Source organism: Enterobacter wuhouensis (assembly GCF_035835995.1).
Classification (GTDB): domain Bacteria; phylum Pseudomonadota; class Gammaproteobacteria; order Enterobacterales; family Enterobacteriaceae; genus Enterobacter; species Enterobacter wuhouensis.
This window is the reverse complement of record NZ_CP142124.1, coordinates 389,672-413,333: the sequence shown is the minus strand read 5'-3', so window position 1 is coordinate 413,333 and position 23,662 is coordinate 389,672. Positions and strand designations below refer to the sequence as shown.

The following is a 23,662-nucleotide window of genomic DNA, read 5'->3' as shown; positions in this document are numbered from 1 at the left end:
CGCCATGAGCGAGAGCGTTGCGCCTGCTGAACACCGGCAAGAAAATCTGCCACGCCACGCCCAGGGCAGATGACCCCCTTCTCAGACACTGGCGAATAAAACAGCAAGTGTGATATAGTTCACACATCTTATGTAACGAAAAACACCGTTTCATTCCAGTTCGTCTGTTTTGTTGAGGATGGGTTCTATGGCAACCATTACCACCAGCATGGTTCTCCTGCGCTGGCCATTATTCAGCGCGGTTTTGATGTTTTTAGCCAGCACGCTGAACATTCAGTTTCGTAAATCTGACTACGCCGGCCTGGCGGTGATCAGTACCCTGCTGGGCGTTGGCGCAGCCTGCTGGTTCGCGACCGGCCTGCTGGGAATTACCCTGCTGGATATCGCCGCCGTGTGGGAAAACATTAAAGTGGTGATGGTTGAAGCAATGAGCCACACGCCCCCAGACTGGCCGATGGTCATTACCTGATAGCGTTCGATCTGTTCCTGCCCGGTTAGCACAGCGCAACCGGGCAAATGACCGCCTCAGAAAATCCCTTTCTGGCGAATTTTCTGCATTTTTTCTACCGGCGCGTCAACCTTGCTCACTTCAATATTATCGCGCTCTGGCGCTGGCGCACTGACGTTTTTCGCCGCCAGCCGCAGCTGCTGCAGCGCCAGCTTGTGCTGTTCCATCAGCGGCCTGAGCGCAGCCACTTCGTCGCGAATTTTTTGCAGCTCCTCCAGCTGCGCCGACGGCGCATCCGGCTTCAACTCGGGCTGAAGTTCACTCAGCAACGTCTCAAGAGTGAGATTTTCGCGCCCCAGCGACTCGGCCACATGGTGACAAAGCGCGGGGTCCATCAGAAACAGCTGCAGCCCCGCCAGGTAGACGTCGCGATGAAACGCGCGAATTTCCATATTTGAATCATCAACGCTTGCCGACTGATTCACCGACTGGTGCCACTTCTGGAGCTGCTGCATCGCACGCAGATCCGCATGCGACTGCTCCGGCGTCAGGTGAAGAGACAGATTGACGCGGCGAATCTGCCCCTTACGCATCCTCACCCACCTCTGCCATCAGGGGTTCTTCTACGCTCTGCGCCCCTGATTCGGAGTGATAAAGGCAAATTTCGCGGGACAGCGCGCTCTGCGGGTTATCGATACTGACAACGCGGTCACCGAGCGTCGCATACACCTCGCGGATCGCCCCTTCAATCAGGTGCGCGCCGCCGCCGACCAGATAGACGCGGTTCGGATTCTTGGCGAATTTCTTCGCTTCGTAGGCCACCTGGTCGCCCAGCTCCTGGATCTTGATGGCAATCTTTTCCAGGATCTCGTCGATGCGGGATTCATCGTTAATCACGCTGCGTACAAAATCGAGATCGTGACGGCGCTTGATCAGCTCGTTTGCCACCAGATAGCTGGAATCGCTATCCGCAGCGGCCAGCAGCTTGCGGGTAGCATCCGTCACCATCGCCACGCCGATCTCGTTGTTACCGTAAATCGCCGACACGTCGTCGAATTCACCGACAATCACGCCCATATCCAGGGTGGTCCCGCCGCAGTCAATCACCAGCGACTTCGTAAATTCATTCACGTTCGAGTTGAGAAGGTGCGAGAGCGCGGCGGGCAGGCTTTCCGGCATCACCTGTACGTCGACAATGCGGAACAGTTCACCTTTGTTCAGCGTAATGTCGCGCATCAGGTTTTTGCGCTTCGCCTCGATGCGCTCCTCGTTACGCTGGCAGTCGTCCGGGTTGTAGAACTGGGTAATTGGCAGCGTAACAATAACCTCCACGTCGCACGGTTCAACGCCCGTTTGCAGCAGGGCGTGGTGCACCGCCAGCAGGTTTAAATCGTCGTACTGGTAGTCGATATGGGTCGTGGAGAGGGCCTTATCGGAGGTGGCGTCGTAGGTGTATTTGGTGGTGCCGATGGTGTAGTTATGCACCGCCTGGCCGCGCAGCAGGGCCGCACTCTTCCAGTCTTTGCGGAAGGAGTTCGGGGAGACGACGGTTTTCAGCGTGCCGTTCTCAATCCAGCTGATTTTTACGTTGGTGGAGCCATCATCAATGGCGAATTTTTTACGCATCTGGTTCATAAAAAGGTTCTCAGTCACTCTTGAATAAGGGGGCCATCCCTGGCGGCGCATACCTTGAGGGGGTATTCAGCGTCAGGCCGTCACAGCACGGCCTCTTCAGTTAATATCCGGCGGGCACCGAGGTAGTGGTCCTGCCAGAAAGCGTCGGATAATTGGCTTACGCGGATAGTCAGCCCGGTGCGCGGGGCCTCGATAAACTGCCCTTCGCCGATATAAACGCCGACGTGGTCAGCCCCAGGCCGCTGGTTGATGTTGAAAAAGACCAGGTCGCCACGGCGCAGTTTTTCCTGCCGTATCGGGCGTAAGGTTCTATCCTGAAACATACCGTTAGCGGTACGCGGCAGGTTGCGGCTTAGCACGGGGTTAAAGGCGTAAAAGACCAGGCCGCTGCAGTCAAACCCCTCTTCAGGCGTTTGCCCGCCCCAGACGTAGGGTTTTCCTATCTGCTTTTGCAGCTGAAAGATCACCTTCTTTAACGAGGCCTGTAGCCGTGGGCTGATTTTCTCTCCCGGCAGCGGCTCCCAGATCATATCGGTGGACAACCTGCCCGGCTGCCAGCGCTTGTGCATCGCCAGCCATTCGCGGTTTTCCGCCCGTTCAAGGCGTCGCTTTTCGCTTTCACGTCGCTTCTGTTCCGGCGTTAAGGGCACGACCGTCACGCGCAGCTGCGTTTTTTTTAGCAGCAGTGCTTTATTACGCATTCTGGCCTTCGAGGCTTTTTCCTTTTCCGCCTCGGTTTTTATCTGGCTGCGCGGGGCCGCCTCGACGGGCGCACTCAACGCCATCATCAGCCCGACGATCAGGGCCAGACACGCCAGCTTCTGGATTTGAATAAAGGTGGACATCGTAAAACCATTTAATTCTGCTGCGAGAGTCTGTCGACTATCGGCTTAATCACTTTTTCACCGTGCTGGCCAAAGAATTGATACAGCGATTCGCTGGCAGACTGGGTGAGCACCATAATCTCAATGCGTCGATTCGATGAACTAAGGGGATTATCAGGGTCGATCAGCATCTGATCCGCCATCCCGCTGACCTGCAGCACTTTGCTCTGATCCAGACCGGCATGGGTTAATACCTTGCGGGCCTGCATGGCGCGCTCTCCCGACAGGTTCCAGTTGTTGTAAAGATCCTGATCGCGAAAGCGGGTCGCATCCGTGTGTCCGGTAATGATGATCTTGTTGTCGATCTTGTTCAGCGCGGGGGCGAACTCCGTTAACAGCCGCTTGAAGAACGGCGTCAGGATCGCGCTGCTGCGCTGGAACATCTCTCGCTTCCGATCGTCGGTGATCAGGATGCGCAACCCTTGCGGCACAATCTCAATTTTGAGGTTTGACTGTGCATCATAGGCTGAGGTGATTTTCATGATGATGCGGGCGAGATCTTCAATCTCGTTCTGAGAACGCGATTTCACATCGTCCAGGCTTTCACTTTTCGCCATGGCGGCTGGCGTAGCGGCCTCTTTATGGTGCTTGTTCTTTTGCGCGTCGGTATCGCGTTTTTCGGTCACGGCAATCTTGCCGCCCATCCCGTGCGGCTGGGTGATAGGCGACAGCGTTTGTCCATCGAAAATCGACTGGCCGTTTAGCTGGGAGACGATCTCTTTACGCTCCTCTTCGGTTACCGACCCCATGATCCACAGCACCATAAACAGCGCCATCATGGCCAGGGTAAAGTCGGCAAACGCCACCTTCCACGCGCCGCCATGAAAGGCATCATGGCTTTTGCGCGAGGAGCGTTTAATGATCGTGGTGTGTTCTTTTCCGCGATTGCCCCGCATCAGGATTCACCCGTCATCTGATTCACCCAGCCGTCCAGCGTGGCGAAGGTCGGCTTCGAATCCAGCGGCAGCATTTTGCGCCCGGCATCCACCGCCAGCAGCGTCGGTTTACCCGCCACATGATTAACCAGCACGGTACGCACGCATTCGATAACCGCCATCTGCTTTTTGGTGCGCTGCTCCATGGCGTTCGCCACCGGGTCCATCAGGCAGTAGCAGAAGAAGACGCCGAGGAAGGTGCCCACCAGCGCGGCCGCCACTTTTACGCCGATCACGGCGATGGAGCCGTCGATGGACTGCATGGTAATAATGATCCCCAGTACCGCCGCGCAGATGCCGAAGCCCGGCATCGCCTCTGCCGTACGCTGCAGCGAACGGGACGGCTGCAGAAGGTTTTCTTCCATCGCCACCAGCTCCTGCTCGAGGATGCCCTCCAGCTCGTGCTCGTTGATTTTACCCATCGCCATCAGGCGGAAGTTATCGGCAATAAAGGTGATGATCGCTTTGTTCTGCAGGATCAGCGGGTACTTCTGGAACAGCGGGCTGCTTTCCGGCACTTCGATATGCTCATCCAGCACCTTCAGGCCGCCGTCCTGCACCAGCTCGAGCAGTTCATACAGCAGCATCAGCAGCTGGCGCTGGTACTCATCGGTATATTCGTTTTTGCGCATAATGCCGCGAAACTGGCGGTACATCTCCGCCAAAACCGCTTTAGGGTTAGCAAGCACCATCGCCCCCATACCGGCGCCGAGAATAATGATGATCTCACCGGGCTGCCAGAACGAGGCCAGGCGCCCGCCGGACATAAGAAAACCGCCTACGACGCAGGCGAAAATAATGAAAATACCGAGAAACTTTTGCATATACCTTTCACTTCTGGAAAAAACACTGGATCTTCTGAGCGATCTTTTTATTGAGCTGACAGACGCGCGCCTCGGTAAGGTCGAGGACTAACGCAATCTCTTTTAAGCTCATCTCTTGCTGGTAATAGAGGGTGAGAATCAACTGCTCACGCTCATCAAGGCTTGCCAGCGCAGCCCGTAACGTCCCGCTGGTGACCATTTCGTCCTCCAGCGAACGGCTATTCAGGGTGCCATTCAGGGCATCTTCACCCAATAAATCATCAAGACTCTCCAGCGTCTTCGCGCAGTCCAGCAGCAAATACTCGTGGTACTCCTCTGCAGTGATAGAAAGATGTTCGCTGAGATCCTCAAAGCTCGGCGTTCTGCCGAGTTTGCGCGTCACTTCCCGGATGGCGTCATTGATCTTGTGACTTTTCTGACGCAGCCGGCGCGGGCGCCAGTCCAGCTCGCGCAGCTCATCAAGGACCGCACCGCGAATGCGTTGTGCCGCATAGGCCCCAAACTGCTCGTCGGGATGACCGTAGCGCCGAAGCGACGTCAAAAGCCCCATCAGCGCAATTTGCTCCATGTCCTCTTTATCCATCACGCTGCTGGTCTGCCACGAAAGCTGCTTCACTATCCGGTGCACCAGCGGCAGATAAGCGTTGACGTAACGCGCTTCATCCGCCGGGGTCAGCGAGTCATCAGCAATAAAATCCATCATTTCCATCAGCTGCCGCGACTTACTGGAAAACCATTTTGCTGATGATCACGTCCTTAAACGGCATCCGCGTGTTGAGGCTCTGGAAACGCTCCTCGTAGGCCTGCATCAGCTTGTCGTGCAGCAGCTCCACGCTCATGGCGCGCACCGTGTCGTATTCCATGGACGACAGCAGGTTCACCGTCGCCCCGCGAATGGCGGGCGAAAGCTCTTCCGCACGGCGGGTATCGTTCGCCGAATGGGTCGCCAGCGCCAGCTCCAGCAGCAGGTAGCGCTCTGAATCACCGTGGCTTTTCAGGGTCACGACCACGTTCTTGATCTCTACAAACTCCACCGAGCTCTCTTCTGTGGAGGAGAACATGCTGCTGATGGCAGAAAGCTTGCCCTCATCCTGACTCAGGAGATGCGTTCCCAGGACGGTGAGAACGGCGGCAAAAATGGCGGCGATTAAGGCAATCACCAGCCCCAATGAAAATGTCTTTATGGTCATGTGGTTTTGTTTACACCGTAAGTAATACTGAATCGTCTTGGTTGAATGCCGACCGCGTCTGGTCTGCGGCAATCTCCGCGCCCGCCGCCGGGTTATCCTGCGGCGCATTCATCTGCTGCTGCCCGCGCCCCTGCTGCGATTGCCCTGACTGGGAAGAAACCTGCACGTTCACCTGCACGAAATTCTGCTCCGTCAGGCTCTGGCGCAGCTCATTGCTTATCTGCTGCAGCGCGCGGTAGGTTTCACCGTTGCTGGCGCTGATATGCACCTGCATGCGTCCGTTCTCGATCTGCAGCGAGATATCAACTTTGCCCATCTCCGGCGGATCGAGGCGGATGGTGGCATGCTGCACCTGGTTTTTGACCTGCAGCTGCAGGCGGTCACTGAGAGCGCCGTGCAGCTGCTGCGCCCACTTCGCCTCATCCGCATCCATCTTGATGGACGGAAGATTGACCGTCTGTTTTTCAAGTGTGCTGGTAAACGTCTGCGCCACGGCGGGTTGCCCAACCGCAGGGACAACCGACATCAGCGGTTTAGCAACGTCCGCGATCGCGGGTTTTACCGCATCCGTCACCGGCTCGGGTACGACGCTGGTCAGCGCGGGCTGCGGCTGTGCCGTCATTGACGGCTGCCCCGCGTTGACGCCCTGCATTTTCAGCGCGTCGCCCGCCAGCGGTACGCTGTTCGCCGTGGCGTTGAGCGTTTTGACGGGCAGCTGGCTTGCCGTCAACAGCGCGTCCAGCAGCTGCTGCGGAGAGCCAATAAGATCCTCAACGCGCGGCCTGGCGTCGGCGTGATGCTCGGGCTTATCGTCATCGTCGGTAGATTTCACGTCCGCCAGCACCATAGCCGTATCGCGCTGCTGCTCTCCCCCCATCAGGGAGTTGATAATGTTAAGCAGCGCATCATTAAACGCCGGTTGCGCCTCGACGCTGGCACCGGTATCGACCGGCATGTCACCCGCCGCGCTCACCGCGGGCAGCACGGCTGGCGTTTCGGCGGGCTCGGCCGCAACGGGAAGCTGGGTCATTTGCGAAAGCATCAGGTTCATTGCCCAAAATCCTCTTCGCTGGAGAACAGCGCGTAGGCCGTTGCCCCTTCCTGATTGCGACGCGTGCGGGCAATCTGTTTTTCCAGCGCCTCGCTTTGGACCTGACAAAACTGGCTGACCCGGGTATGCGTCTGCTGAAGCGCAGCAAGCGCGTCGCGTTTGTCCGCGCTCAGCGCCTGCCCTTTCAGCGACGTCAGCAGCCCGGCAATCTGAGCATCAACCTCCTGCATTTTCGGCCAGTCGTGCTGACTGGCCGCATGCTCCAGGGAACGCGCCAGAAAACGCATAACCTGAATATCATCCATTCTGCTGCCCCATTTTTTCCCAGCCGTCCTGAAGATTGCGGAGGATCACCTCCACTTCTTCCACGCTGGCGACCGAGAGCTTGTGGCTGGCATCGTAGAGACGATAGACGCAGTAGTCGTAAAGATTGGCCAGGCTCAGCGCCAGCTCGCCGCCCTTTTCAAAGTCCAGCGAGCTGGTCAATGCATTGAGGATGTCGATGCATTTATTCACGCTCTGCACTTTGCGGTCGTAGCGACGCGCGGCGATGTGGCTTTTTGCGCGCACCAGTTCGTCCATCAGGCCGTTAAACAGCATAAGCACCAGCTGATGCGGATTTGCTGCGGCGGCCTGAATCGCCAGATCGGATTGCTGATAGTGGCCGTAGCCCTGCTGTTCGTTCCCGTACATAAACGCGGTTATTTCCTTAAGCTAAACCAAACATGCCCATGGTGTTGTTCATCTGCGCCATCGCTTTTTGCAGCTGGGTAAACTGCTTCAGATAGCGCGCCTGAGAGGAGTCGAAGCGGGCATTCATGGCTTCGGTTTTGGTATCAATGTCTTTCTGCTGGCGATCCAGCACTTCCTGGCGCCCTTTCAGCAGGCCAGACGTTGAGTTGAGATAACGGTCGAGCGTTTTATCCACCGCCGTCAGCATTCCCTCTTTGCCGTTGAACAGATCGTTGAGCTTTTGCGGATCGGCTTTGATCGCAGCATCCAGCTTTTTACTGTCTATCTGCAGCTTTCCTTCACGGTCGGCGGTGATGCCAAAATCAGACATATGCTTGTCGCCGAACACCTGGCGCATAACGTCGTTCAGTTCGCGATCCAGCGATGACATAGTGGCGTCACCGGCAAACGCACCGCGGGTTTCGTCGTCTCCATTACCGCTTTTCGTCAGCTTGCTTAGCGTGTCCTGCAGGGTGTTATAAGAGTCAATAAAGGTCTGAAGCTGCTCTTTTGTTCCCGCGTTATCGGTGCTCACAGAGATGGTCAGCGGTTTGTCTTTTTCCGTGACCGACGTCAGCTCGATGGTCACGCCGTCAATCAGCTTATCGAGCGTGTTAGAGCTGTTGGTGAAGGTCATCTCTCCCATCTTGATGATGGAATCGGCGGCTTTCGAAATCTCTTTCGGGGCGGAAAAATCCAGACCGTTCGGGCTGGTGACGGAAATTTTATTTTTCGATCCGCTCTCATCGCTGCTCAGCATCAGCGTGACTTCGCCGTCGGTTCGAATCAGCGACGCCGTGACGCCTGGGTTATCCTTGTCGCCGTTGATGGCTTTCGTCAGATCGCTCAGGCTCTCCATGTCCGTCAGGTCAACGGTAATGGTTTTGGCCGCGGAACCTTCGCCGAGCGTGATATCCATCGTACCGGAGGCATTTTTAATGGCGTCGTCGGTCATTTTTTCGAAGCCGATCTGGTGGGCAGATGCCAGCTGATCCACTTCGATGTTGTAGGTTCCCTTCAGCGCACTGGAGCCTGCCGTTACGTTCGCAACGCCTTCGCGGCTCATGCTGGCGATGTTTTTCAGCATCCCTTCGCCGGTTTTGTTCAGCCCGCTCATCGCCGTGCGGAAGTCGGTCAGCGCCGTTTTTAACGCGTCGAGCGCTTTTTTCTGCGCATTCATGGTCGACGTTTTGCTCGTTATCTGGTTCTGCAACGATGCGATATCGTAGGTCGCCAGCTGCTTGGCCAGCGTCGCGGGATCAATACTGCTGAAATCTGCCATTTTGTTTTCTCCTTTCGCACCTGTTGCTAAACCATGAGCGTATTAAGCAAACACCGTGCCAACTTTTATGTTTTTAAAATTCAGGTAGTTACGATTATGAAGGAAGGCGACTTTCCCCCAGGGGGAAATAAAGGAAGGGAAACGCCGCAAACAAAAACACCGCCTTACAGCGGTGTTTTTTTAAACGGTGCGGTGGATTAGCCCAGCAGGGACATCACCATACCGGACATGCTGTTGGACTGTTTCAGCATGGACATACTGGTCTGTGCCAGCATCTGGTTACGGGTCATGCTTGACGCCTCTGACGCGAAGTCAGCGTCGCGGATGTTGCCCAGCGCCAGGTCGGTGTTGTCCTTCATGTTCGCCAGGTTAGCCGCGGTGTGGCCCAGACGGTTGATGTTCGCACCCAGTTTAGAACGCAGGGTACCAACCTGAGAAATTGCGCCTTCGATTTTGGTGATCATGCCCTGAGCGCCAGAAACGCTGGTGATACCGCCAGATGCGGTCAGCGCCTGCAGGCCGCTTGCGCCTTTCACCGCTGCCAGATCTGTGCTCACGTTAACTTCCAGGCTCTCACCTTCGGATGCACCGATCTGGAAGTTCATCGCGCTTGCGAATTTACCGCCGCTTGCGAACAGGCTTTCACCCGCGTATTTGGTGTTACCCATGATGTTGTTCAGCTCGTTGTTCAGCTCGTCCATTTCAGACTGCAGCGCTTTACGATCTTCAGGGCCGTTGGTGTCGTTCGCTGCCTGGGTGGCGAGGTCTTTCATGCGGTACATGATGTTGCTTACTTCGTCGAAAGCACCTTCAGCGGTCTGCAGCAGCGCAGTTGCGTCAGAGATGTTGCGCTGTGCAACCGCCATGCCGTTGGTCTGGCCCTGGAGGCGGGTTGCAATCTGCAGGCCTGCAGCATCGTCAGCGGCAGAGTTAATGCGTTTACCGGTACCCAGACGCTCCATTGCGGTGGACAGCATGCTGTTAGATTTATTCAGCGCGTTAACGGAAGCCATGGATGAAGCGTTAGTGAAAATAGAAAGTGCCATTTTAGAATTCTCCTTATGAACCTGTCTGTCAGGTTCTTCTCTCTGGTACTCAAGTAAAACGACACACCTCACCCGCGAATTAAATCGAAGACGAAAAAAAATTATTTTTTCCTGCTGATGGCTATTTATAAGAGCGGCAATAAAGAAGGATTGAAATAACATTAAAAAAAGAAGGGGATTTAAAGCGACACAAGTATGCCGCTTCTTAAATGACATTACATTTTCTTACGTTTTAATCTTAATAATGAAAAGAATCTCATTCGCACGCCGTCCTTAAAAAACATTCCATTTACAAGCCAAGGCCAGTTGTTAAATAAACGATCAACACGCTACACCCTTTAACTTTTAACGAATCGTCTTAATACAGATTCGAATTATTAACTTAATAATTTGTTGCACATCACACTTTTATAGCGTAAAAATGTGCCTCGGAAGTGAAACTTCCTAAACAAGCCTAAGAATTGGCCTGATTTGCCAGGTGAAACTTCCTCTAAAATGCAGGATTTTTCATATTTCATCCCCCTGACACGCCTTTTCTTTGCACTCTTTCCGCAGGCAAGCGGCAATTCTCTATGAATTTTAAACGGATTTAATCATTAATTTACATTAAGCATTTCGTGCATTTAGCGCGCGATGCCGGGCAAATTAAATGCTTCAGGAGTGGGTCGTTACCATCACTTGCCATGACTAAAACATATTACGCGGTCAATAACTGGTTAATAGATTTACCTTCAGGCTCTATCATCAGCCTTGTTTCCGGCGAACGCAAAAGACTCGGTGAGTATCAATTAAAGCTGCTCGACGTCCTGGCGGAAAACGCCGGGAAAATACTCACTCGCGAAGAACTGACTACCCTCGTCTGGGAACGTCGGGTGATTGGAAATAACAGTCTTCCCAATGCGATACACGCATTGCGCACGGCGCTGGAAGATGATGGAAAAAAACAGAAAATAATAAAAACGGTTCCCAAAAAGGGGTATTTGCTGGAGCAGGCCTGGTGTCGCTTCGTTGAGCATGAAAGTGACGAGACGGATCAACCCGCTAGCGCAATCCCAGCGGACGTCGAAGAAGAAGGTGCTGAAGAGACCGCTCTCCTCCCTGCCGAAATAGAACCTGCTGAACTGCCCGAGCCAGATGCCCCGGTTTTGACGCAGGAGGCAGTGGCACCGCAGGAACACGCGCGATCGCGCCTGCATCAGCGCGTGATGATACTTTTGCTTTTCGTTGCGGTGGTCGTCGCCAGCGCGGTCGCCGGATGGCAGTACGCCAACTCGCATGGCTCAAGGCTGGTCGCCACCGAGCAGGAGCCCGGGGTTTACAGCAATATCCGCATCTATGAGATTTCAGAAGCCAATCGACTGGCGATGAACAAAGAGGACTTTTACAGCAAGATCAAAGATACGCTGTATGCCATCAACCAGCAGAACAAGTCCCAGTCCATCACCATGACGATCTTTTACCAGAGCGTGGACCAGACGCTGAACTACACCTTCGCGCTCCGAAGCCCGTGTGACAAAAAACAGCTGGTGATGGCGATCTACCACTGGCGAATTGACCCGACACAGTTAAACAACCTGATATTGCGTGAAACGAGGAGGAAAATCAGTGAGATGGAAGTCTGTTCTTAACTGGAAATGGCTCTTGTCATACCTTCTGATCGCTGCGGCAGTCTTTTCAGGGGTGCGGTTTTTAACCCCATCCGCTGCCCCACAGGCGGATGTTGAAGGTTTTTTACAGCTGGGTTTCTACGATCTAATGTCGCGCCGTAAAGAGATTTACGATTCGCATATGCAGACCGTTAACCACGCCATTTTAACGACCATCACCAACCCGAACGATAACCGGTTTGTGCTGAAGGGGAAATTCACCGAAATCAACGAGCAGCACGGCAAGCGGTTCTTCTCCTACACGCCTATTTACTACAGCGCGGCGCAAAAAGGGCTGATGATTGATGGTCTGGTGGATATGCTGATGCACATCGATTTCTGGATGCAGCCCGTTTATGTCGGCAATCAGCCGCTGGTTGTCGGGCAAAGCGGTGCCATTTTCCTCTACCCGCTGCGCAAATAAGACGTTTCTCGCCCGCACTCTGCCCCTCACCCTAACCCTCTCCCCGGCGGGGCGAGGGGATTGTTCACTGCTCGCATTAGCCCCGCGGGAGAGGCGTTACCCCAGCAGATTCTTCACCGTCGATAGCGAAATATTTCCCTGCGCCGCCAGGGCTTTCGACAGCAGACCGTACTGGTTACCGCTCTTTGCCAGCGCGCCGCTGAGCGCGCGCGATGTCTCCAGCGCCTCGCGGGGACTGTACGCCGTGGCCATGTCCTGAATGCGCGACGACACGCGCTCCTGGTGCTGATGCAATTTGCTTCGTTCGCGGGTAATTTGCTCCAGCGTTTGCTGAAGCTTACCGCTTGCCCCCCGCTCCCACTGGCTGCCGATCTGGCTAATATCATCTTCGCGGCTCGCTTCGGCCCGCGGCGCCAGCAGCGTAAACGCATCCGCCGGGAACTGTTGCCCTTCCCCCCGCACGCTCAAATGCTGGCTCACCCGCCCCCAGCGGGCTTCATCCACCTGAAAAACCGCGCTGCCGTCATCGCCTAACGATGCGTGAATGCCCAGACGACCCAGCCCCACGTTCAGGTGGACCAGCGCCTGACGCGGGGTCGCCTCTGCCGGAATGGCAACGGCGGTAAGCTCCCGCTTGCTGCCGCCGAGCGCGAACACCAGGGTTTCGCCCGGCGTCTGCTCCAGCACCTTCTCCATGCCCGGCAGCGAAAAGTTCACTTTGCTCTTTTGCTGCAGCGTCACGTTGAAGTTGCGATCGACCGTACCGCCCGACAGCCTGCTGCGCTGCTGGAGCAGGCTATGCACCGTCGCGGCCTGCTCATCGCCGTTGCCGCGCATGGCCTGATGGCGTAGCACCAGAAGCTGGTTTTCCGCTTCGGAGAGATAATCTTCCGCCTTCTGTACCGCCGTCAGCTGCTGGTTAAGCTGAACGTTATAGCGCAAAGGGCGTCGCGAAAGCAGCGCCGACTCCGGGAATACCGGCGCGCTGCGCCGGGTTTTATCAAGATGTTCCGTTCGCGCAATGGGCGAAGCTGCCCCCGGCGTGGTTCTGACCGGGGTTTGAGTCGTGGATAACGAGTTCGTTTTTAAGCCGACTTGCATAACGATTACAACATGCTGAAGAGCGAAAGCTGACTGATCATGCTGTACGCTTTGTTGGTGATCTGCACGGAGTTGGTATACAGCTGCAGATTAATACTGGTGGTCGCCCAGTCGGTATCGGACAGATCGCGAACCACCTGATCGTTCGCCATGCTGACGTCCGTATGGGCATCGTCAAGCATGGTCAGGCGGTTCTGACGACCGCCCAGATCGGTCAGTAACCCGGCAACCTTATCGCGAGACTGGCCCGACAGCGTCAGCATCTCGTTAAGATCGTCCTGATAATCCGTTACCGACAGCGCCGGGTCCTGCATTTTATCGCTCAGGGCCTTCAGCTTGTTGAGCATTTCCAGATCGTCACCGTTGCCGGAAAACGCCCCAACCGCGCTGGTGTTTTCCGTCACGTTTACGCCGTTCGCCACCGTGGTTTCACGCGTGCCGTTATTGCCCTGATAGACATATTTTCCCTGCGACTCATCCCAGACAACCGGTTTGGTATCGGTTTTGGTGCCGGAGAAGAGATAGCCGCCGCTTTCGTTCTGGGCATTCAGCGAGGCCACCAGCGAATCGAGCATGGAAGAAAGCTCATTGCCATAGCTGGCCATGTCTTCATCGCTCAGCGCGCCGCCGTTTGCCGCCGATACGAGCTTATCGTTCAGCGCCAGCAGTTGATCTTTCATCGCGGTGACGTTCGCTTCCTGGCTGGAAAGCGAACCGCTCAGGCCTTTAATATTGTTTTGATACTGCTGGATCGCGGATTGTTCGCGGTTCAACTGCACCAGACGCGTGGCCGCAACCGGATCGTCAGAAGGAACGTTAATTCGCTTCTGGGTGGCCATCTGCTCCATCAGCTTGCTGATGCGCGTTCCGTTGGTGCCAAGCTGCGCCATCATGGCGTCGGAGTTATAGAGACTGCTGATTCGCATAAGTGTGTTCCTTAACGCCGGTTAAAACAGGCCTAACAGGTCGTTGAAAATCTGGTTGCCGGTGGCTATCACCTTGACGTTAGACTGGTACGCCTGCATGTAAACCTGCAGGTTAATGGCCTCTTCGTCCTGGTTTACCGCACTGAGATTATTGCGCTGAAGCTGTGCCTGGTCGTAAACCCCCTGCGCGGCTTCCAGCTCGCTCTGGGATTTTTTACTGGCAATACCCACGTTTGAGATGATTGCCGCAGCGCCTTCGTTGAGGCTCATATTGCCCATTCCGCCGATATCGACCTTTTTGTTCTTCAGGTCGATCAGCAGCTGCAGGTTGTCGCCGTTCCCCTGCTCGTCAGGCTTGCCGGATAACGCCAGCTCGTCGGGCTTGAGATCGTTAACCTGCAAAATCCCGGTTGGATTGGTCAGGTCGAAGGTAAACAGCGGTTTGCCCTTATTACCATTCTTATCAAAGCCCTGCGCCAGCTGATCGTTAAACAGCGTGGCAACGGCTTCCGCCATGCCCTGCACGGAGGCCTGCATCTCGGCGAGGTCGCCGGTCTCATAGTCGTACAGTGCGCCGAGCTGTCCGCCCGTCGACGGGTTCAGAGAGAACGTGGTGTTGGAGAAGTTCAGGCTCAGCACCGGGTTACCGCTGCCGTCAAGGCTGCTGCTCAGCTCCCCGGCCACTTTACCGCTCACCAGCGGCTGGCCGTTTTTCATTGAAACGGAATAGCTGCCGTTGCTGTCCTCTACCACCTTCACGTCGGCATAGGTGCTCAGCTGCTTCACCAGCTCGTCGCGCTGGTCGCGCAGCACGTTGCTGTTGCCGCCCGTGGAGTCCATCTCCATGATTTTTTTATTGTAATCCGCGATCCCGGCGGTCAGGCTGTTGATCTGCCCCACCATGGTGTCGCGCTGGTTGGCGATCGACGTCTTCTGGCTATTGATAAAGTCGTTCATGTTATTGAAGCGCGTCGCCAGGGAGTCTGCCTGATTCAGCAGCTGCTGGCGGTTGGCTTCACTTTCCGGCTCTTTCGTGAGCGCGCTCAGCGCTGAAAAGAAATCATCCAGCCCCGTTCCCAGGCTGGTTGAATCCGTGCCGATCACCTTCTCCAGCGAACCGAGATACTGATTGTTGATGCCGTAGTAGTTGGCTTTGCTGTTGCTCTGCCACACCTGGTTGGTCAGGTACTGATCGGAAACGCGGCGGATGCTGTCGACCTGAACGCCGGCCCCGGCGGACATCCCGCCCTGGCCCATCGTCACCACCGAGCTTTGAATAATGCCCTGGCGGCTATAGCCCGGCGTCAGCACGTTGGAGATGTTCATGGAGGTCACGCTCATCCCAAACTGCGCCGCCTGCAGGCCGCTCCAGGCAATGTTGATCATGTTCATCGGTTACTCCTGCCCACGGCGTACTGCCGGTACGACGGGGGGCGTTAATTGCTGAGGATGTTCTTGTAAAGCGACCATACCCTGCGCGTTCTTAAGCGACGCGCGCTCCTGAGGGCCAAGCTGGGTGATAATCATCTGCGCAATGCCCGTGCTGCGCTGCGACGCCAGCTGCGAGGTCAGCTTGTCGTCGTAGAACTCCTGCATCATGCGCTGCTGCTTGCTGTCGAACGGGTTATCGTCCACCAGCGCCTGCGACGCCTTACGCATCTCCTTCATCAGCGAGCGCAGGAACATGGCTTCGAACTGCTCGGCGGCCTGTTCCAGATTTTGCGGTTTGACCTGCCCGGTCATATCCCCGGGCAGCATGGCGGTATTCGGGGTAATGGCGTTCAGCATAGCGGCTCCTTAAATCACCACCAGTTCGGCATCCAGCGCGCCCGCTTCATGCAGCGCCTGCAGAATGGCCATGGTGTCATCCGGCGATGCGCCGAGGCTGTTCAGCGTATTGACGATGCTGCGCAGGCTGGTACCCGCCGCCACCGTCACCATCTGCCCACGGCCCCTGTCGACGCTGACGTCGCTTTCCGGCGTAACCACGGTTTGTCCCTGGCTGAACGCGCCCGGCTGGCTGACGTTGGACGATTCGCGGATGGTCACGGTCAGGTTCCCGTGGGATACCGCCGCGGCACGGACCACCACGCCGTCGCCAATCACCACCGTGCCGGTGCGGGCGTTAAACACCACCCGAGGCGGCTGCTTGCCGGCGTTGATTTGCACATCTTCCAGCATCGACATAAAGGCCACGCGCTCGCCCGCAGACTGCGGGGCGTTAACCACCACGTTCGTCGCGCTCTGCGCCGTGGCGGTCCCCGAGCCAAAGGCGCCGTTAAGGGCGACGGCAACGCTGTTGGCGGTTTTAAAGCTCGGACGCTTGAGGTTTAAAATCACCTGATTGTTCTGTTGAAAATCGGACGGGATTTCACGCTCCACGGAACCGCCGTTCGGCACGCGCCCGACGGTCGGCGTGTTGATCGTCACGCTGGAACCGCTGTTGCCTTCGGCCTTCACGCCGCCCACCACCACGTTCCCCTGCGCCAGGGCATAGACTTCGCCATCGGCCCCGCGCAGCTGCGTCAGCAGTAACGTACCGCCGCGCAGGCTTTTGGCATCGCCAATCGACGAGACGGTCACGTCAATCGCCTGCCCGCGCGCGTACCCCGGCGGCAGCGTGGCGCTGATGGCCACGGCGGCGACGTTCTTCACTTTAGGATCGATTTTGGTCGGCAGCTGGACGCCAAACTGGCGCAGCATGTTGGTCACCGACTGGCTGGTGAATTTTACCTGGTTCTTATCGCCCGTGCCGTCAAGACCCACGACCAGGCTGTAGCCCACCAGCTGGTTACCGCGCACGCCCTGAATATCCACGACGTTACCCAGGCGCTCCGCCGCCGCACCGGTGGTCCACAGCAGCATCAGAAACAGCATGACTTTTTGCATGGTAGACTCCATTAAATTGGGAACAGCGGATGGTTAAAGAAGCGCGTCAGCCAGCCTGCGGAGTTGGCATCGCTTAGCGCGCCGCGTCCCGCATAGGAGATACGCGCGTTGGCGATACGCTGGGAAGAGACGGAGTTATCACGCTCAATATCCTCCGCACGCACCAGCCCCGTGACGCGCATATACTCGTCGCCCTGGTTGAGGGTCAGCCACTTCTCACCGCGCACCGCCAGCACGCCGTTGGGCAGCACCTTATAGACCGCAACGGTGATGGCACCGCGCAGGCTGTTTTGCTGCTGCGAGGTGGCATTACCGTTGAAGTTGCGATTGCCGTCGATCGAGCCGGAGAGCTTGTCGACGGAATGGCCGAAGGCCTCCGGAATGCCGATGGAGACATCGTTTTTCTTGCCGAAGTTGGTGCGCGCCTGCTTGCTGGCCTGGGTTGATTCATCCAGCTTCACGGTGAGGATATCGCCCACGCGATAGGAGCGACGGTCCTGGGTCAGCGACCAGTTGTAATTGGCGTTGTACAGACCGCCGCCCTTCGTTTCGGCAGGCGGCATGGCAAAATCTTCCGGCGGCGCGTAGGCCGCATCGTCTTTATGTACCAGCAGGGCCGGGCTTTCACACCCGGCCAGCAGAAGTACAAAAAAGCCGGTAACTAACTGCTTTTTCATTTTTTGTTCACTTCACTTCACGCGTTACATCTGCTGCGTGACAAACTTCAACATATCGTCTGCGGCAGAGACCATTTTGGCGTTCATCTCGTAGGCGCGCTGGACGGTAATCATATCGACCATCTCTTCCACTACCTGAACGTTGGAGCCTTCCAGCGACCCCTGCTCAAGCTGGCCGAACGCCTCTTCGCCCGCGACGCCTTCAACCGCTTCCCCGCTGGCTGCGGTTTCGCGGTACAGGTTGCCGCCGATGGCCTCAAGTCCGGCTGGATTCACAAAGTTCACCAGGGTGATCTGCCCAAGCTCAACCGGCTCCGTTTCGCCCGCGACCGTGGCGGTAACGGTGCCGTCTTTGCCTATCTGGATATCCTTCACGTTGTCCGGCAGCTCGATTTGCGGTACCAGCGGCAGCCCCTGCGCGTTGGTCAGCAGGCCGTCCGGGTTCTTCTGGAAATTCCCCGCGCGGGTATAGGCAATATCGCCATCGCTGGTTTCAACCTGGAAAAAGCCCTGACCGGTGATGGCGACATCCATCTTCTGCCCGGTGTTCTGGATATTGCCGGTCGAGAACTCTTTCTGCGTGCCGACGATTTTTACCCCGGTACCGAACTGAATGCCGGTCGGCGAGGTATTGTTCTGGTCCAGTTGGCCGCCCGGCGTGCGCTGATTCTGATAAAACAGATCGGCGAACATCACGCGATCGCGCTTGAACCCGGTGGTGTTGACGTTCGCCAGGTTGTTGGAGATGGCGCTCATCTTGGCATCTTGCGCGGCAAGGCCGGTTTTGCTGATCCATAAAGCGGGATTCATCGTTATTCCTTACTCAATCAGGTATTACGCAACAGGCGGTTGCCCGCCGTGGCCAGATCTTCCGCCGCCTTCATCATCTTGATCTGCGCTTCAAACTGTCTGTTGAGCGCAATGCTCGACACCATCTCGCTTATCGCCGAGACGTTGGAGCTTTCAAGGTGGCCCGCCACCAGCTCGACCTCTTCGGTACGCGGGTTGACGTTGGCGGTAGTGACCATAAACCCGGCGCTGTTTTTGCTCAGCTGGGCGGCGGGAATATCCACCAGCTTGATGCGATCGACCTCCATCGGCGCGGCCACGTTGCCGTCATCCGGCACGATGGAGATCACTCCGTCATCGGCAATGCTGATGGAGGAAAACGGCGGCAGCACGATCGGGCCGTTATCGCCGGACACCGGCAAACCGTCGATGGTCAGATCCCCTTCCGGCCCCACTTCAATCTGGCCGTTGCGGGTATAGACTTCGCGGTTGCCGCTCACCAGCGCAATCAGGCCGCTGCCTTTGATAGCCACGTCCAGATCGCGTCCGGTATCACGCGTTGCGCCCGGCGTCAGGTCCACGCCGCCCTGCTGCTGCTGTACCAGGAAACGCGAGGCGTAACCCTCGCCCTGGATCTGCTGCGACAGGGCGCTATCCAGATCGTGACGGAACCCCTGGGTGTTCACGTTCGCCAGGTTATTGGCGTGGATCTGCTGCTGCGACAGGCTTCGGCTGGCGCCGCTGACGGCGGTATAAATTAAGTGATCCATTACACCGCCTGGAACAGCGCCGTCATCATGCTGTCGTTGGTGCTGATCACTTTGGTGTTGGCCTGGTAGTTACGCTGGGCGGTCATCAGCCCCACCAGCTCGGCCGTCAGGTCAACGTTAGAGCCTTCGAGCGTGTTAGAGGTCAGCGCGCCCAGCAGGCCCGTGCCCGGCGTGCCGGTCAGCGGCGCGCCGGAGCTGGCGGTTTGCGTCCAGGTGGTGCCGTTTTGCGACGAGAGGCCATTTGGGTTCGCGAAGGTCGCCAGAATCACCTGGCCCTGCAGCAGACGTTCACCGTTAGAGAAGGTGGCGTACACGCTGCCGTCTTTGTCGATGGTCTGTCCGGTGCGTTCGCCGGAGGCATAGCCGTTGCCGTTGTTTTTGCTGACGGAAAAATCAGACCCAAACTGCGTGGTGCCGTTGTAGCTCAGCGCCAGTTCGATCCCTTCCGCGCCAGGAATATCGGCCTTAATGTTGACGGCCCCGTTAGGCGTTTCCAGCACGCCCTGCTCGGTGAAGGTCATCTTCTGCGTGGTGCCCATATCCTGGTCATCCATGTAGTAGTGCACTTCCCACTCGTTATCGCTGGTTTTAACAAAATACTGCTTCAGCGTGTGCTCACGGCCCAGCGAGTCGTACACCTGCGTCGCGTAGGTGTGGTTATACGACGTTTCGTCGGTAGGATCGAAGGTGGTGGTTTTGGGCAGCTTTTCGTTGGCGTTAAGGTTTGCCGTGAAGTCGAGCGAGCTGGTTGCTTTAGCCGGAAGCGAACCGCTGCTGATGGTCAGATTCCCGACCGTACCGGTCTGGATCACGCCGTTGGCATCCACCGGATAGCCCTGCAGGTACATGCCCTGGTTGTTGATCAGGTTGCCGAGGCTGTCGGTCTGCATGTAGCCCGCGCGGGTATACGCCGTGCTGCCCGCGCTGTCGCGCATCACGAAGAAGCCGTCGCCGTTGATCGCCAGGTCGAGGCTGCTGGCAGAGGAAAAGATGCTTCCGCTTTTGGAAATACTCTGCGCAATACCGGTCACGCCCACGCCCAAAGGCTGGCCTTCGGCATACAGAGAAGCAAATTCCGCGCGGCCTGACTTAAAGCCCACGGTGCCGGAGTTGGCGATGTTGTTGGAGATCGCGCCCAGCTGCTGGTTAATGGCATTCAAGCCCGAAATTGCAATGTCAAAGCTCATAATTGTTCCTGATTAACTCATTAATCCCTTTGGGTTTTTGTCACTCGACTGCCCAAACTGCGTAATATTGTTGTAAGCGACTTCGCCAATCCCGGTGATGTTCAGCACCGTAGGGCTGCCGTCGAGCGGAATGCGCACGTTGTTCACCACGCCGCCGACTTCAATCGGCACCTTGGTCTCTTCGGTATCCGTCACCACGGACAGGCTGTATTTACCCTCTTTTAAGCCCAGCGCTTCGGGATCGATGCTGAAATCCACCGTTCCTTTTTCCTGTTTGCCCAGCTCGATTTTGGTCTCGTTGCCGCTTTCATCCTTCACGATCACCGTGACGGTATTGGCGGCATGATCCAGCGTCAGGCGGCCATCAATGCTGGTGCTGCCGTCGGTTTCAACCGTGTCGGTCTGGACCATCACTTTTTGCCCAACCAGGTTGCCCGTGGTGAGGGTCTGAAGGTTGTCCATCAGCACGGCGTTGTTCGCCATCAGCTGTGACATGGTTTCCATGGACTGCACCTGGGTCAGCTGCGCGAGCTGGCCGACATACTCGGTACCGTCGGTGGGGTTTAGCGGGTCCTGATTTTGGATCTGCGCGACCAGCAGCTGCATAAACAGGTTGTTCATGCCTGCCGCCGTATTGTCATTCCCCGACACGCCGCTGTCGTAGGTCGTGGTACCGGATTGGTTGGATACGCCATTCACGCTCATGTATTACGCCTCTCCAAGACGCAGCAGGCTTTGCTGCATGCTTTTTACATTGTTAAGAACATCCACGTTGGTTTCGAAGTTACGCGACGCGGACATCATGTCGGCCATCTCCTCCACCACGTTGACGTCCGGGTACCAGACGTAACCGTCCGCATTTGCCATCGGGTGATGCGGCTCGTAGCGCTGCACGGCATTGCCCGTCGAGACCACGTCCAGCACCTGAACGCGCGCGCCGGTTAGCGCTTTGTCGCTCATCAGCTGGTCGTTCTGGTACACCGCGGCAAAGACCGGGCGGCGCGCTTTGTACACATTGCCTTCATCCACCGCCGGGGTTTCGGCGTTGGCGAGGTTACTGGCGATGGTGTTCAGGCGGACGGTTTGAGCCGTCATCGCCGAACCCGAAACGCGGTAAATATCGCTAAAAGCCATTTTTAGTTACCTGATTCAATCACTTACCTTCAATTGCCTTTTTCAGGCCGGTGAATTTCATGTTTAAAAACGCCAGGCTCATCTGATAGTCCTGCACGTTTTTTGAAAACTCCGCCTGCTCCACGTCCAGCGCAACGGTATTGCCGTCCGAGGAGGGTTGGTACGGCACGCGATACATCTCTTGCGGCGCAGACCCGGGAAAGAAATCCCGCTGTGAACGTTGCATCTCCGCGGCAAAATCAATATCTTTAGCCTGGAAATTGGGGGTATCGACGTTAGCCAGATTTGCTGAAAGCAGTTCCGCCCTGGAAAGTCGAAGTGCTACAGCCTGCGGATGAACGCCCAATGCCTTATCAAAAGTAATACTCACAGCTCACTCCTTTCTGATGATGGACACCTGCGATAGTCCGTGTTGCTACAGCATTTAAAGCAACTATCGTGCCAGGTTTTTAAAATCATGAATTCAATACGTTTTTCAGCAATATGCCGTCCAAAAGGGAAGGTATTTTTCCGCTGGTCTGTTTTCGCGGCGCTACTCGGCGTTATTGCGCTTCCGGCGGTGGCTCAGCCTGAGCCGTCCACCGCGCGCAAGCAGGTTTATGCCCGCGTTCAGCAGCAGGCCGCAGAGGCCATTCGCCAGGAAGCGGAACGCAACCGCTGGGAGGATTATCAGGCGAAGCTGAACCTGTTTATCCCCTCCGAGATTTCGCAATACGCGCCCTGCCCCGCGCCGCTCAGCGTGAGCATGCCGGGAGGTGAACACCTTGATTTACGTCGCCTGCGCTTTGACGTGCGCTGCGAGGCCGGAAGCGGCTGGGACGTGGCGGTGACGGTCAAACCCGATATCTATCTGCAGGTGTTGATGGCGAAAGAGACGCTTGAGCGCGGTCACGTGCTTGCCGCCTCCGATCTCACGCGCCGAAAATTCAACATCAGCAACCTGCGCAGCGGCTATATCACCCGTCCGGACGAGGTGGTGGGGTTAACCCTTAAGCGCCGCGTCCGCGAGCTGCAGCCGATTAGCCAAAGCCAGCTTGATTCACCGGTAATGGTGGAGCGCGGCCAGCGCGTGCTGATGATTGCCGTCCAGGATGGCGTCGAAGCGCGCACGATGGGCATTGCCAGCAAAAAGGGGCGCAAAGGCGAGATGATCAAGGTGAAAAACGAAAGCAGCGAGCGGGAAGTTTCTGCGACCGTCGTGGACATGGGCGTGGTCAGAACCGGCTTTACCGCCGGTCGATAAAAATATGACGCCCCGTTTAAGTTTTCGTATTGATGCGTCGCTTTACCCTGGTAAGGCGTCAGGAAAACCTTTTTCCGCTTTGCATCCCCTGGCGAAAACGACCAATAAAAATTCCGAAGATGGAGTACCGCGATGAAAGTGACATCCACCCAGTACGCAATGACGAGCGCAGTCAATCAGGCCAGTACCACGACCCCGACGCGCGCCGCAGGCACTGAAGAGATGAAAACCACCCGAACCGCTGCCATCGACCCCGTTCTTGGTGATGCGCAGACCCAGCTGGCCGCCTTGCCAGAAGTCGATATGGCGCGCGTCGCCAGCATGAAAGAAGCGATTGCGAATGGGAAAATCAGCGTCGATATCGACTCGCTGACCAGCGCTATCGAGAAATATTATCAGAGGTAACAATGAGTAACGCCGCTCAGTGCGTCAAAACGCTGGTACAGGGCATGGTGGAAGACCGTGAAACCTACGCAAGCCTGAAAACCCTTCTTGCCGATCAGCGCCAGTGGCTTATCGCACGTGATGCAGCACGGCTGGATATCCTCAACCCGCAGCTTATTGCGCATTACGAGACGCTGTCCCAGAACAGCAAGCAGCGCTATCAGCTGCTTACCCAGCTTGGTATCCCCGTCGGCTCGCCCGGCCTGCGCACGCTTTTTTCCCGTCTTCCCGCTCAGCATCAGCAACAGCTCAACGCGCTCTGGGATTCCCTTGAAAAGGTGGCTGCAGAGTGCAAGGCGCTTAACGACAGCAACATCGCCGTACTCTCAATGCAGCAGGAGATCCTGCAAAACCTGCTGAATATTAGCGAGCCGGAAAACTGGCTTTATGAGCAAATTTAAGCGG

General features: G+C 56.5%; 30 protein-coding genes. 6 read left to right on the top strand and 24 right to left on the bottom strand.

Annotated elements, in window-relative coordinates:
- The first annotated feature begins 187 nt into the window (after positions 1-187).
- Complete coding sequence (locus tag VPX56_RS02020) at positions 188-469, top strand: YjcB family protein (RefSeq protein WP_131635443.1); 282 nt, start codon at positions 188-190, stop codon at positions 467-469.
- 56 nt (positions 470-525) lie between these two features.
- Here VPX56_RS02020 and VPX56_RS02015 read toward each other — a convergent pair whose 3' ends face one another.
- From VPX56_RS02015 to VPX56_RS01960, 12 genes are all read right to left on the bottom strand, one after another.
- The gene (locus VPX56_RS02015) at positions 526-1,041 is read right to left on the bottom strand and encodes a hypothetical protein (RefSeq protein ID WP_263610701.1); all 516 of its coding nucleotides are present in this window, start codon (positions 1,039-1,041) and stop codon (positions 526-528) included.
- Complete coding sequence (gene parM / locus VPX56_RS02010) at positions 1,034-2,083, bottom strand: plasmid segregation protein ParM domain-containing protein (protein WP_131635441.1); 1,050 nt, start codon at positions 2,081-2,083, stop codon at positions 1,034-1,036. The genes VPX56_RS02015 and parM overlap by 8 nt, the downstream gene beginning before the upstream one ends.
- Before the next feature lie 80 nt (positions 2,084-2,163).
- Positions 2,164-2,928, bottom strand: coding sequence for a C40 family peptidase (locus VPX56_RS02005; RefSeq protein ID WP_131635440.1), 765 nt, complete (start codon positions 2,926-2,928; stop codon positions 2,164-2,166).
- An 11-nt stretch (positions 2,929-2,939) separates the two neighbouring features.
- Positions 2,940-3,863: a putative lateral flagellar export/assembly protein LafU gene (gene lafU, locus VPX56_RS02000; protein ID WP_131635439.1), complete on the bottom strand. Its 924-nt coding sequence runs from the start codon at positions 3,861-3,863 to the stop codon at positions 2,940-2,942.
- Entirely contained in the window at positions 3,863-4,726 is an 864-nt protein-coding gene (gene motA / locus VPX56_RS01995; RefSeq protein WP_131635438.1) for a flagellar motor stator protein MotA, read from the bottom strand. Before motA ends, lafU begins: the two co-directional genes overlap by 1 nt.
- A gap of 7 nt (positions 4,727-4,733) precedes the next feature.
- Positions 4,734-5,435 (bottom strand): FliA/WhiG family RNA polymerase sigma factor, encoded by a 702-nt coding sequence (locus VPX56_RS01990; RefSeq protein WP_131635437.1) that lies wholly within the window; start codon positions 5,433-5,435, stop codon positions 4,734-4,736.
- 13 nt (positions 5,436-5,448) lie between these two features.
- Positions 5,449-5,916, bottom strand: a complete 468-nt coding sequence (locus VPX56_RS01985; protein ID WP_131635436.1) for a flagellar basal body-associated FliL family protein — start codon at positions 5,914-5,916, stop codon at positions 5,449-5,451.
- A 10-nt stretch (positions 5,917-5,926) separates the two neighbouring features.
- On the bottom strand, positions 5,927-6,967 hold the full coding sequence (locus tag VPX56_RS01980) for a flagellar hook-length control protein FliK (RefSeq protein WP_326469549.1): 1,041 nt from the start codon (positions 6,965-6,967) through the stop codon (positions 5,927-5,929).
- On the bottom strand, positions 6,964-7,272 hold the full coding sequence (locus VPX56_RS01975) for a hypothetical protein (protein ID WP_131635435.1): 309 nt from the start codon (positions 7,270-7,272) through the stop codon (positions 6,964-6,966). The genes VPX56_RS01980 and VPX56_RS01975 overlap by 4 nt, the downstream gene beginning before the upstream one ends.
- Entirely contained in the window at positions 7,265-7,660 is a 396-nt protein-coding gene (fliS, locus tag VPX56_RS01970; RefSeq protein ID WP_119937873.1) for a flagellar export chaperone FliS, read from the bottom strand. Before fliS ends, VPX56_RS01975 begins: the two co-directional genes overlap by 8 nt.
- A 16-nt stretch (positions 7,661-7,676) precedes the next feature.
- A complete protein-coding gene (gene fliD / locus VPX56_RS01965; RefSeq protein ID WP_131635434.1) occupies positions 7,677-8,981 on the bottom strand; it encodes a flagellar filament capping protein FliD in 1,305 nt (434 codons plus the stop codon).
- A 197-nt stretch (positions 8,982-9,178) separates the two neighbouring features.
- A complete protein-coding gene (locus VPX56_RS01960) occupies positions 9,179-10,027 on the bottom strand; it encodes a flagellin N-terminal helical domain-containing protein (RefSeq protein WP_131635433.1) in 849 nt (282 codons plus the stop codon).
- Between the two features lie 683 nt (positions 10,028-10,710).
- On the opposite strand from VPX56_RS01960, the gene VPX56_RS01955 reads away from it, so the two are divergent.
- Both VPX56_RS01955 and VPX56_RS01950 read left to right on the top strand, forming a co-directional pair.
- On the top strand, positions 10,711-11,655 hold the full coding sequence (locus VPX56_RS01955; protein ID WP_326469544.1) for a winged helix-turn-helix domain-containing protein: 945 nt from the start codon (positions 10,711-10,713) through the stop codon (positions 11,653-11,655).
- 13 nt (positions 11,656-11,668) lie between these two features.
- The gene (locus tag VPX56_RS01950) at positions 11,669-12,097 is read left to right on the top strand and encodes a hypothetical protein (RefSeq protein ID WP_263610707.1); all 429 of its coding nucleotides are present in this window, start codon (positions 11,669-11,671) and stop codon (positions 12,095-12,097) included.
- Positions 12,098-12,193: 96 nt separating this feature from the next.
- Here VPX56_RS01950 and VPX56_RS01945 read toward each other — a convergent pair whose 3' ends face one another.
- The 12 genes from VPX56_RS01945 to flgB are packed head-to-tail and all read right to left on the bottom strand — an operon-like array spanning position 12,194 to position 21,940.
- A complete protein-coding gene (locus VPX56_RS01945) occupies positions 12,194-13,198 on the bottom strand; it encodes a hypothetical protein (protein WP_165500730.1) in 1,005 nt (334 codons plus the stop codon).
- A 5-nt stretch (positions 13,199-13,203) separates the two neighbouring features.
- Positions 13,204-14,124 carry a flagellar hook-associated protein FlgL gene (gene flgL, locus VPX56_RS01940; RefSeq protein ID WP_131635429.1) on the bottom strand — a complete coding sequence of 307 codons (921 nt, stop codon included), beginning with the start codon at positions 14,122-14,124 and terminating at the stop codon, positions 13,204-13,206.
- Between the two features lie 21 nt (positions 14,125-14,145).
- Positions 14,146-15,516, bottom strand: a complete 1,371-nt coding sequence (gene flgK / locus VPX56_RS01935; RefSeq protein WP_131635428.1) for a flagellar hook-associated protein FlgK — start codon at positions 15,514-15,516, stop codon at positions 14,146-14,148.
- 3 nt (positions 15,517-15,519) lie between these two features.
- Positions 15,520-15,912, bottom strand: a complete 393-nt coding sequence (locus VPX56_RS01930; protein ID WP_263610710.1) for a rod-binding protein — start codon at positions 15,910-15,912, stop codon at positions 15,520-15,522.
- 9 nt (positions 15,913-15,921) lie between these two features.
- Positions 15,922-17,013: a flagellar basal body P-ring protein FlgI gene (locus tag VPX56_RS01925; protein WP_165500729.1), complete on the bottom strand. Its 1,092-nt coding sequence runs from the start codon at positions 17,011-17,013 to the stop codon at positions 15,922-15,924.
- 11 nt (positions 17,014-17,024) lie between these two features.
- Complete coding sequence (gene flgH / locus VPX56_RS01920) at positions 17,025-17,690, bottom strand: flagellar basal body L-ring protein FlgH (RefSeq protein WP_326469538.1); 666 nt, start codon at positions 17,688-17,690, stop codon at positions 17,025-17,027.
- Positions 17,691-17,714: 24 nt separating this feature from the next.
- Positions 17,715-18,500, bottom strand: a complete 786-nt coding sequence (flgG, locus tag VPX56_RS01915) for a flagellar basal-body rod protein FlgG (protein ID WP_131635425.1) — start codon at positions 18,498-18,500, stop codon at positions 17,715-17,717.
- A 17-nt stretch (positions 18,501-18,517) separates the two neighbouring features.
- The gene (locus tag VPX56_RS01910) at positions 18,518-19,249 is read right to left on the bottom strand and encodes a flagellar basal body rod protein FlgF (RefSeq protein ID WP_131635424.1); all 732 of its coding nucleotides are present in this window, start codon (positions 19,247-19,249) and stop codon (positions 18,518-18,520) included.
- The gene (flgE, locus tag VPX56_RS01905) at positions 19,249-20,436 is read right to left on the bottom strand and encodes a flagellar hook protein FlgE (protein ID WP_263610712.1); all 1,188 of its coding nucleotides are present in this window, start codon (positions 20,434-20,436) and stop codon (positions 19,249-19,251) included. Before flgE ends, VPX56_RS01910 begins: the two co-directional genes overlap by 1 nt.
- 12 nt (positions 20,437-20,448) lie before the next feature.
- Positions 20,449-21,141 carry a flagellar hook assembly protein FlgD gene (gene flgD / locus VPX56_RS01900; RefSeq protein WP_131635422.1) on the bottom strand — a complete coding sequence of 231 codons (693 nt, stop codon included), beginning with the start codon at positions 21,139-21,141 and terminating at the stop codon, positions 20,449-20,451.
- A 3-nt stretch (positions 21,142-21,144) separates the two neighbouring features.
- Positions 21,145-21,570: a flagellar basal body rod protein FlgC gene (gene flgC / locus VPX56_RS01895; RefSeq protein WP_119937888.1), complete on the bottom strand. Its 426-nt coding sequence runs from the start codon at positions 21,568-21,570 to the stop codon at positions 21,145-21,147.
- Positions 21,571-21,589: 19 nt separating this feature from the next.
- On the bottom strand, positions 21,590-21,940 hold the full coding sequence (gene flgB / locus VPX56_RS01890) for a hypothetical protein (protein WP_006177433.1): 351 nt from the start codon (positions 21,938-21,940) through the stop codon (positions 21,590-21,592).
- Positions 21,941-22,027: 87 nt separating this feature from the next.
- On the opposite strand from flgB, the gene flgA reads away from it, so the two are divergent.
- The 3 genes from flgA to VPX56_RS01875 all read left to right on the top strand — a co-directional run bounded on the left by flgA (position 22,028) and on the right by VPX56_RS01875 (position 23,658).
- On the top strand, positions 22,028-22,813 hold the full coding sequence (gene flgA / locus VPX56_RS01885) for a flagellar basal body P-ring formation chaperone FlgA (RefSeq protein WP_326469531.1): 786 nt from the start codon (positions 22,028-22,030) through the stop codon (positions 22,811-22,813).
- A gap of 132 nt (positions 22,814-22,945) precedes the next feature.
- Positions 22,946-23,218, top strand: coding sequence for a flagellar biosynthesis anti-sigma factor FlgM (gene flgM, locus VPX56_RS01880; protein ID WP_326469529.1), 273 nt, complete (start codon positions 22,946-22,948; stop codon positions 23,216-23,218).
- Between the two features lie 2 nt (positions 23,219-23,220).
- Complete coding sequence (locus VPX56_RS01875) at positions 23,221-23,658, top strand: flagellar protein FlgN (RefSeq protein WP_131635419.1); 438 nt, start codon at positions 23,221-23,223, stop codon at positions 23,656-23,658.
- The last annotated feature ends 4 nt before the right edge of the window (positions 23,659-23,662 follow it).

Coding starts and splice junctions, on each gene's coding strand:
- VPX56_RS02015 (WP_263610701.1), bottom strand. CDS start 1,041: ATGCGTAAGGGGCAGATTCGCCGCGTCAATCTGTCTCTTCACCTGACG.
- VPX56_RS01945 (WP_165500730.1), bottom strand. CDS start 13,198: ATGCAAGTCGGCTTAAAAACGAACTCGTTATCCACGACTCAAACCCCG.
- flgD (WP_131635422.1), bottom strand. CDS start 21,141: ATGAGCGTGAATGGCGTATCCAACCAATCCGGTACCACGACCTACGAC.
- motA (WP_131635438.1), bottom strand. CDS start 4,726: ATGCAAAAGTTTCTCGGTATTTTCATTATTTTCGCCTGCGTCGTAGGC.
- fliD (WP_131635434.1), bottom strand. CDS start 8,981: ATGGCAGATTTCAGCAGTATTGATCCCGCGACGCTGGCCAAGCAGCTG.
- VPX56_RS01960 (WP_131635433.1), bottom strand. CDS start 10,027: ATGGCACTTTCTATTTTCACTAACGCTTCATCCATGGCTTCCGTTAAC.
- VPX56_RS01925 (WP_165500729.1), bottom strand. CDS start 17,013: ATGCAAAAAGTCATGCTGTTTCTGATGCTGCTGTGGACCACCGGTGCG.
- lafU (WP_131635439.1), bottom strand. CDS start 3,863: ATGCGGGGCAATCGCGGAAAAGAACACACCACGATCATTAAACGCTCC.
- flgL (WP_131635429.1), bottom strand. CDS start 14,124: ATGCGAATCAGCAGTCTCTATAACTCCGACGCCATGATGGCGCAGCTT.
- VPX56_RS01975 (WP_131635435.1), bottom strand. CDS start 7,272: ATGGATGATATTCAGGTTATGCGTTTTCTGGCGCGTTCCCTGGAGCAT.
- flgM (WP_326469529.1), top strand. CDS start 22,946: ATGAAAGTGACATCCACCCAGTACGCAATGACGAGCGCAGTCAATCAG.
- flgK (WP_131635428.1), bottom strand. CDS start 15,516: ATGAACATGATCAACATTGCCTGGAGCGGCCTGCAGGCGGCGCAGTTT.
- flgC (WP_119937888.1), bottom strand. CDS start 21,570: ATGGCTTTTAGCGATATTTACCGCGTTTCGGGTTCGGCGATGACGGCT.
- VPX56_RS01955 (WP_326469544.1), top strand. CDS start 10,711: ATGACTAAAACATATTACGCGGTCAATAACTGGTTAATAGATTTACCT.
- flgH (WP_326469538.1), bottom strand. CDS start 17,690: ATGAAAAAGCAGTTAGTTACCGGCTTTTTTGTACTTCTGCTGGCCGGG.
- flgE (WP_263610712.1), bottom strand. CDS start 20,436: ATGAGCTTTGACATTGCAATTTCGGGCTTGAATGCCATTAACCAGCAG.
- flgA (WP_326469531.1), top strand. CDS start 22,028: ATGAATTCAATACGTTTTTCAGCAATATGCCGTCCAAAAGGGAAGGTA.
- VPX56_RS01980 (WP_326469549.1), bottom strand. CDS start 6,967: ATGAACCTGATGCTTTCGCAAATGACCCAGCTTCCCGTTGCGGCCGAG.
- VPX56_RS02020 (WP_131635443.1), top strand. CDS start 188: ATGGCAACCATTACCACCAGCATGGTTCTCCTGCGCTGGCCATTATTC.
- VPX56_RS01875 (WP_131635419.1), top strand. CDS start 23,221: ATGAGTAACGCCGCTCAGTGCGTCAAAACGCTGGTACAGGGCATGGTG.
- VPX56_RS01910 (WP_131635424.1), bottom strand. CDS start 19,249: ATGGATCACTTAATTTATACCGCCGTCAGCGGCGCCAGCCGAAGCCTG.
- VPX56_RS01930 (WP_263610710.1), bottom strand. CDS start 15,912: ATGCTGAACGCCATTACCCCGAATACCGCCATGCTGCCCGGGGATATG.
- VPX56_RS02005 (WP_131635440.1), bottom strand. CDS start 2,928: ATGTCCACCTTTATTCAAATCCAGAAGCTGGCGTGTCTGGCCCTGATC.
- VPX56_RS01985 (WP_131635436.1), bottom strand. CDS start 5,916: ATGACCATAAAGACATTTTCATTGGGGCTGGTGATTGCCTTAATCGCC.
- parM (WP_131635441.1), bottom strand. CDS start 2,083: ATGAACCAGATGCGTAAAAAATTCGCCATTGATGATGGCTCCACCAAC.
- VPX56_RS01990 (WP_131635437.1), bottom strand. CDS start 5,435: ATGGAAATGATGGATTTTATTGCTGATGACTCGCTGACCCCGGCGGAT.
- flgG (WP_131635425.1), bottom strand. CDS start 18,500: ATGAATCCCGCTTTATGGATCAGCAAAACCGGCCTTGCCGCGCAAGAT.
- fliS (WP_119937873.1), bottom strand. CDS start 7,660: ATGTACGGGAACGAACAGCAGGGCTACGGCCACTATCAGCAATCCGAT.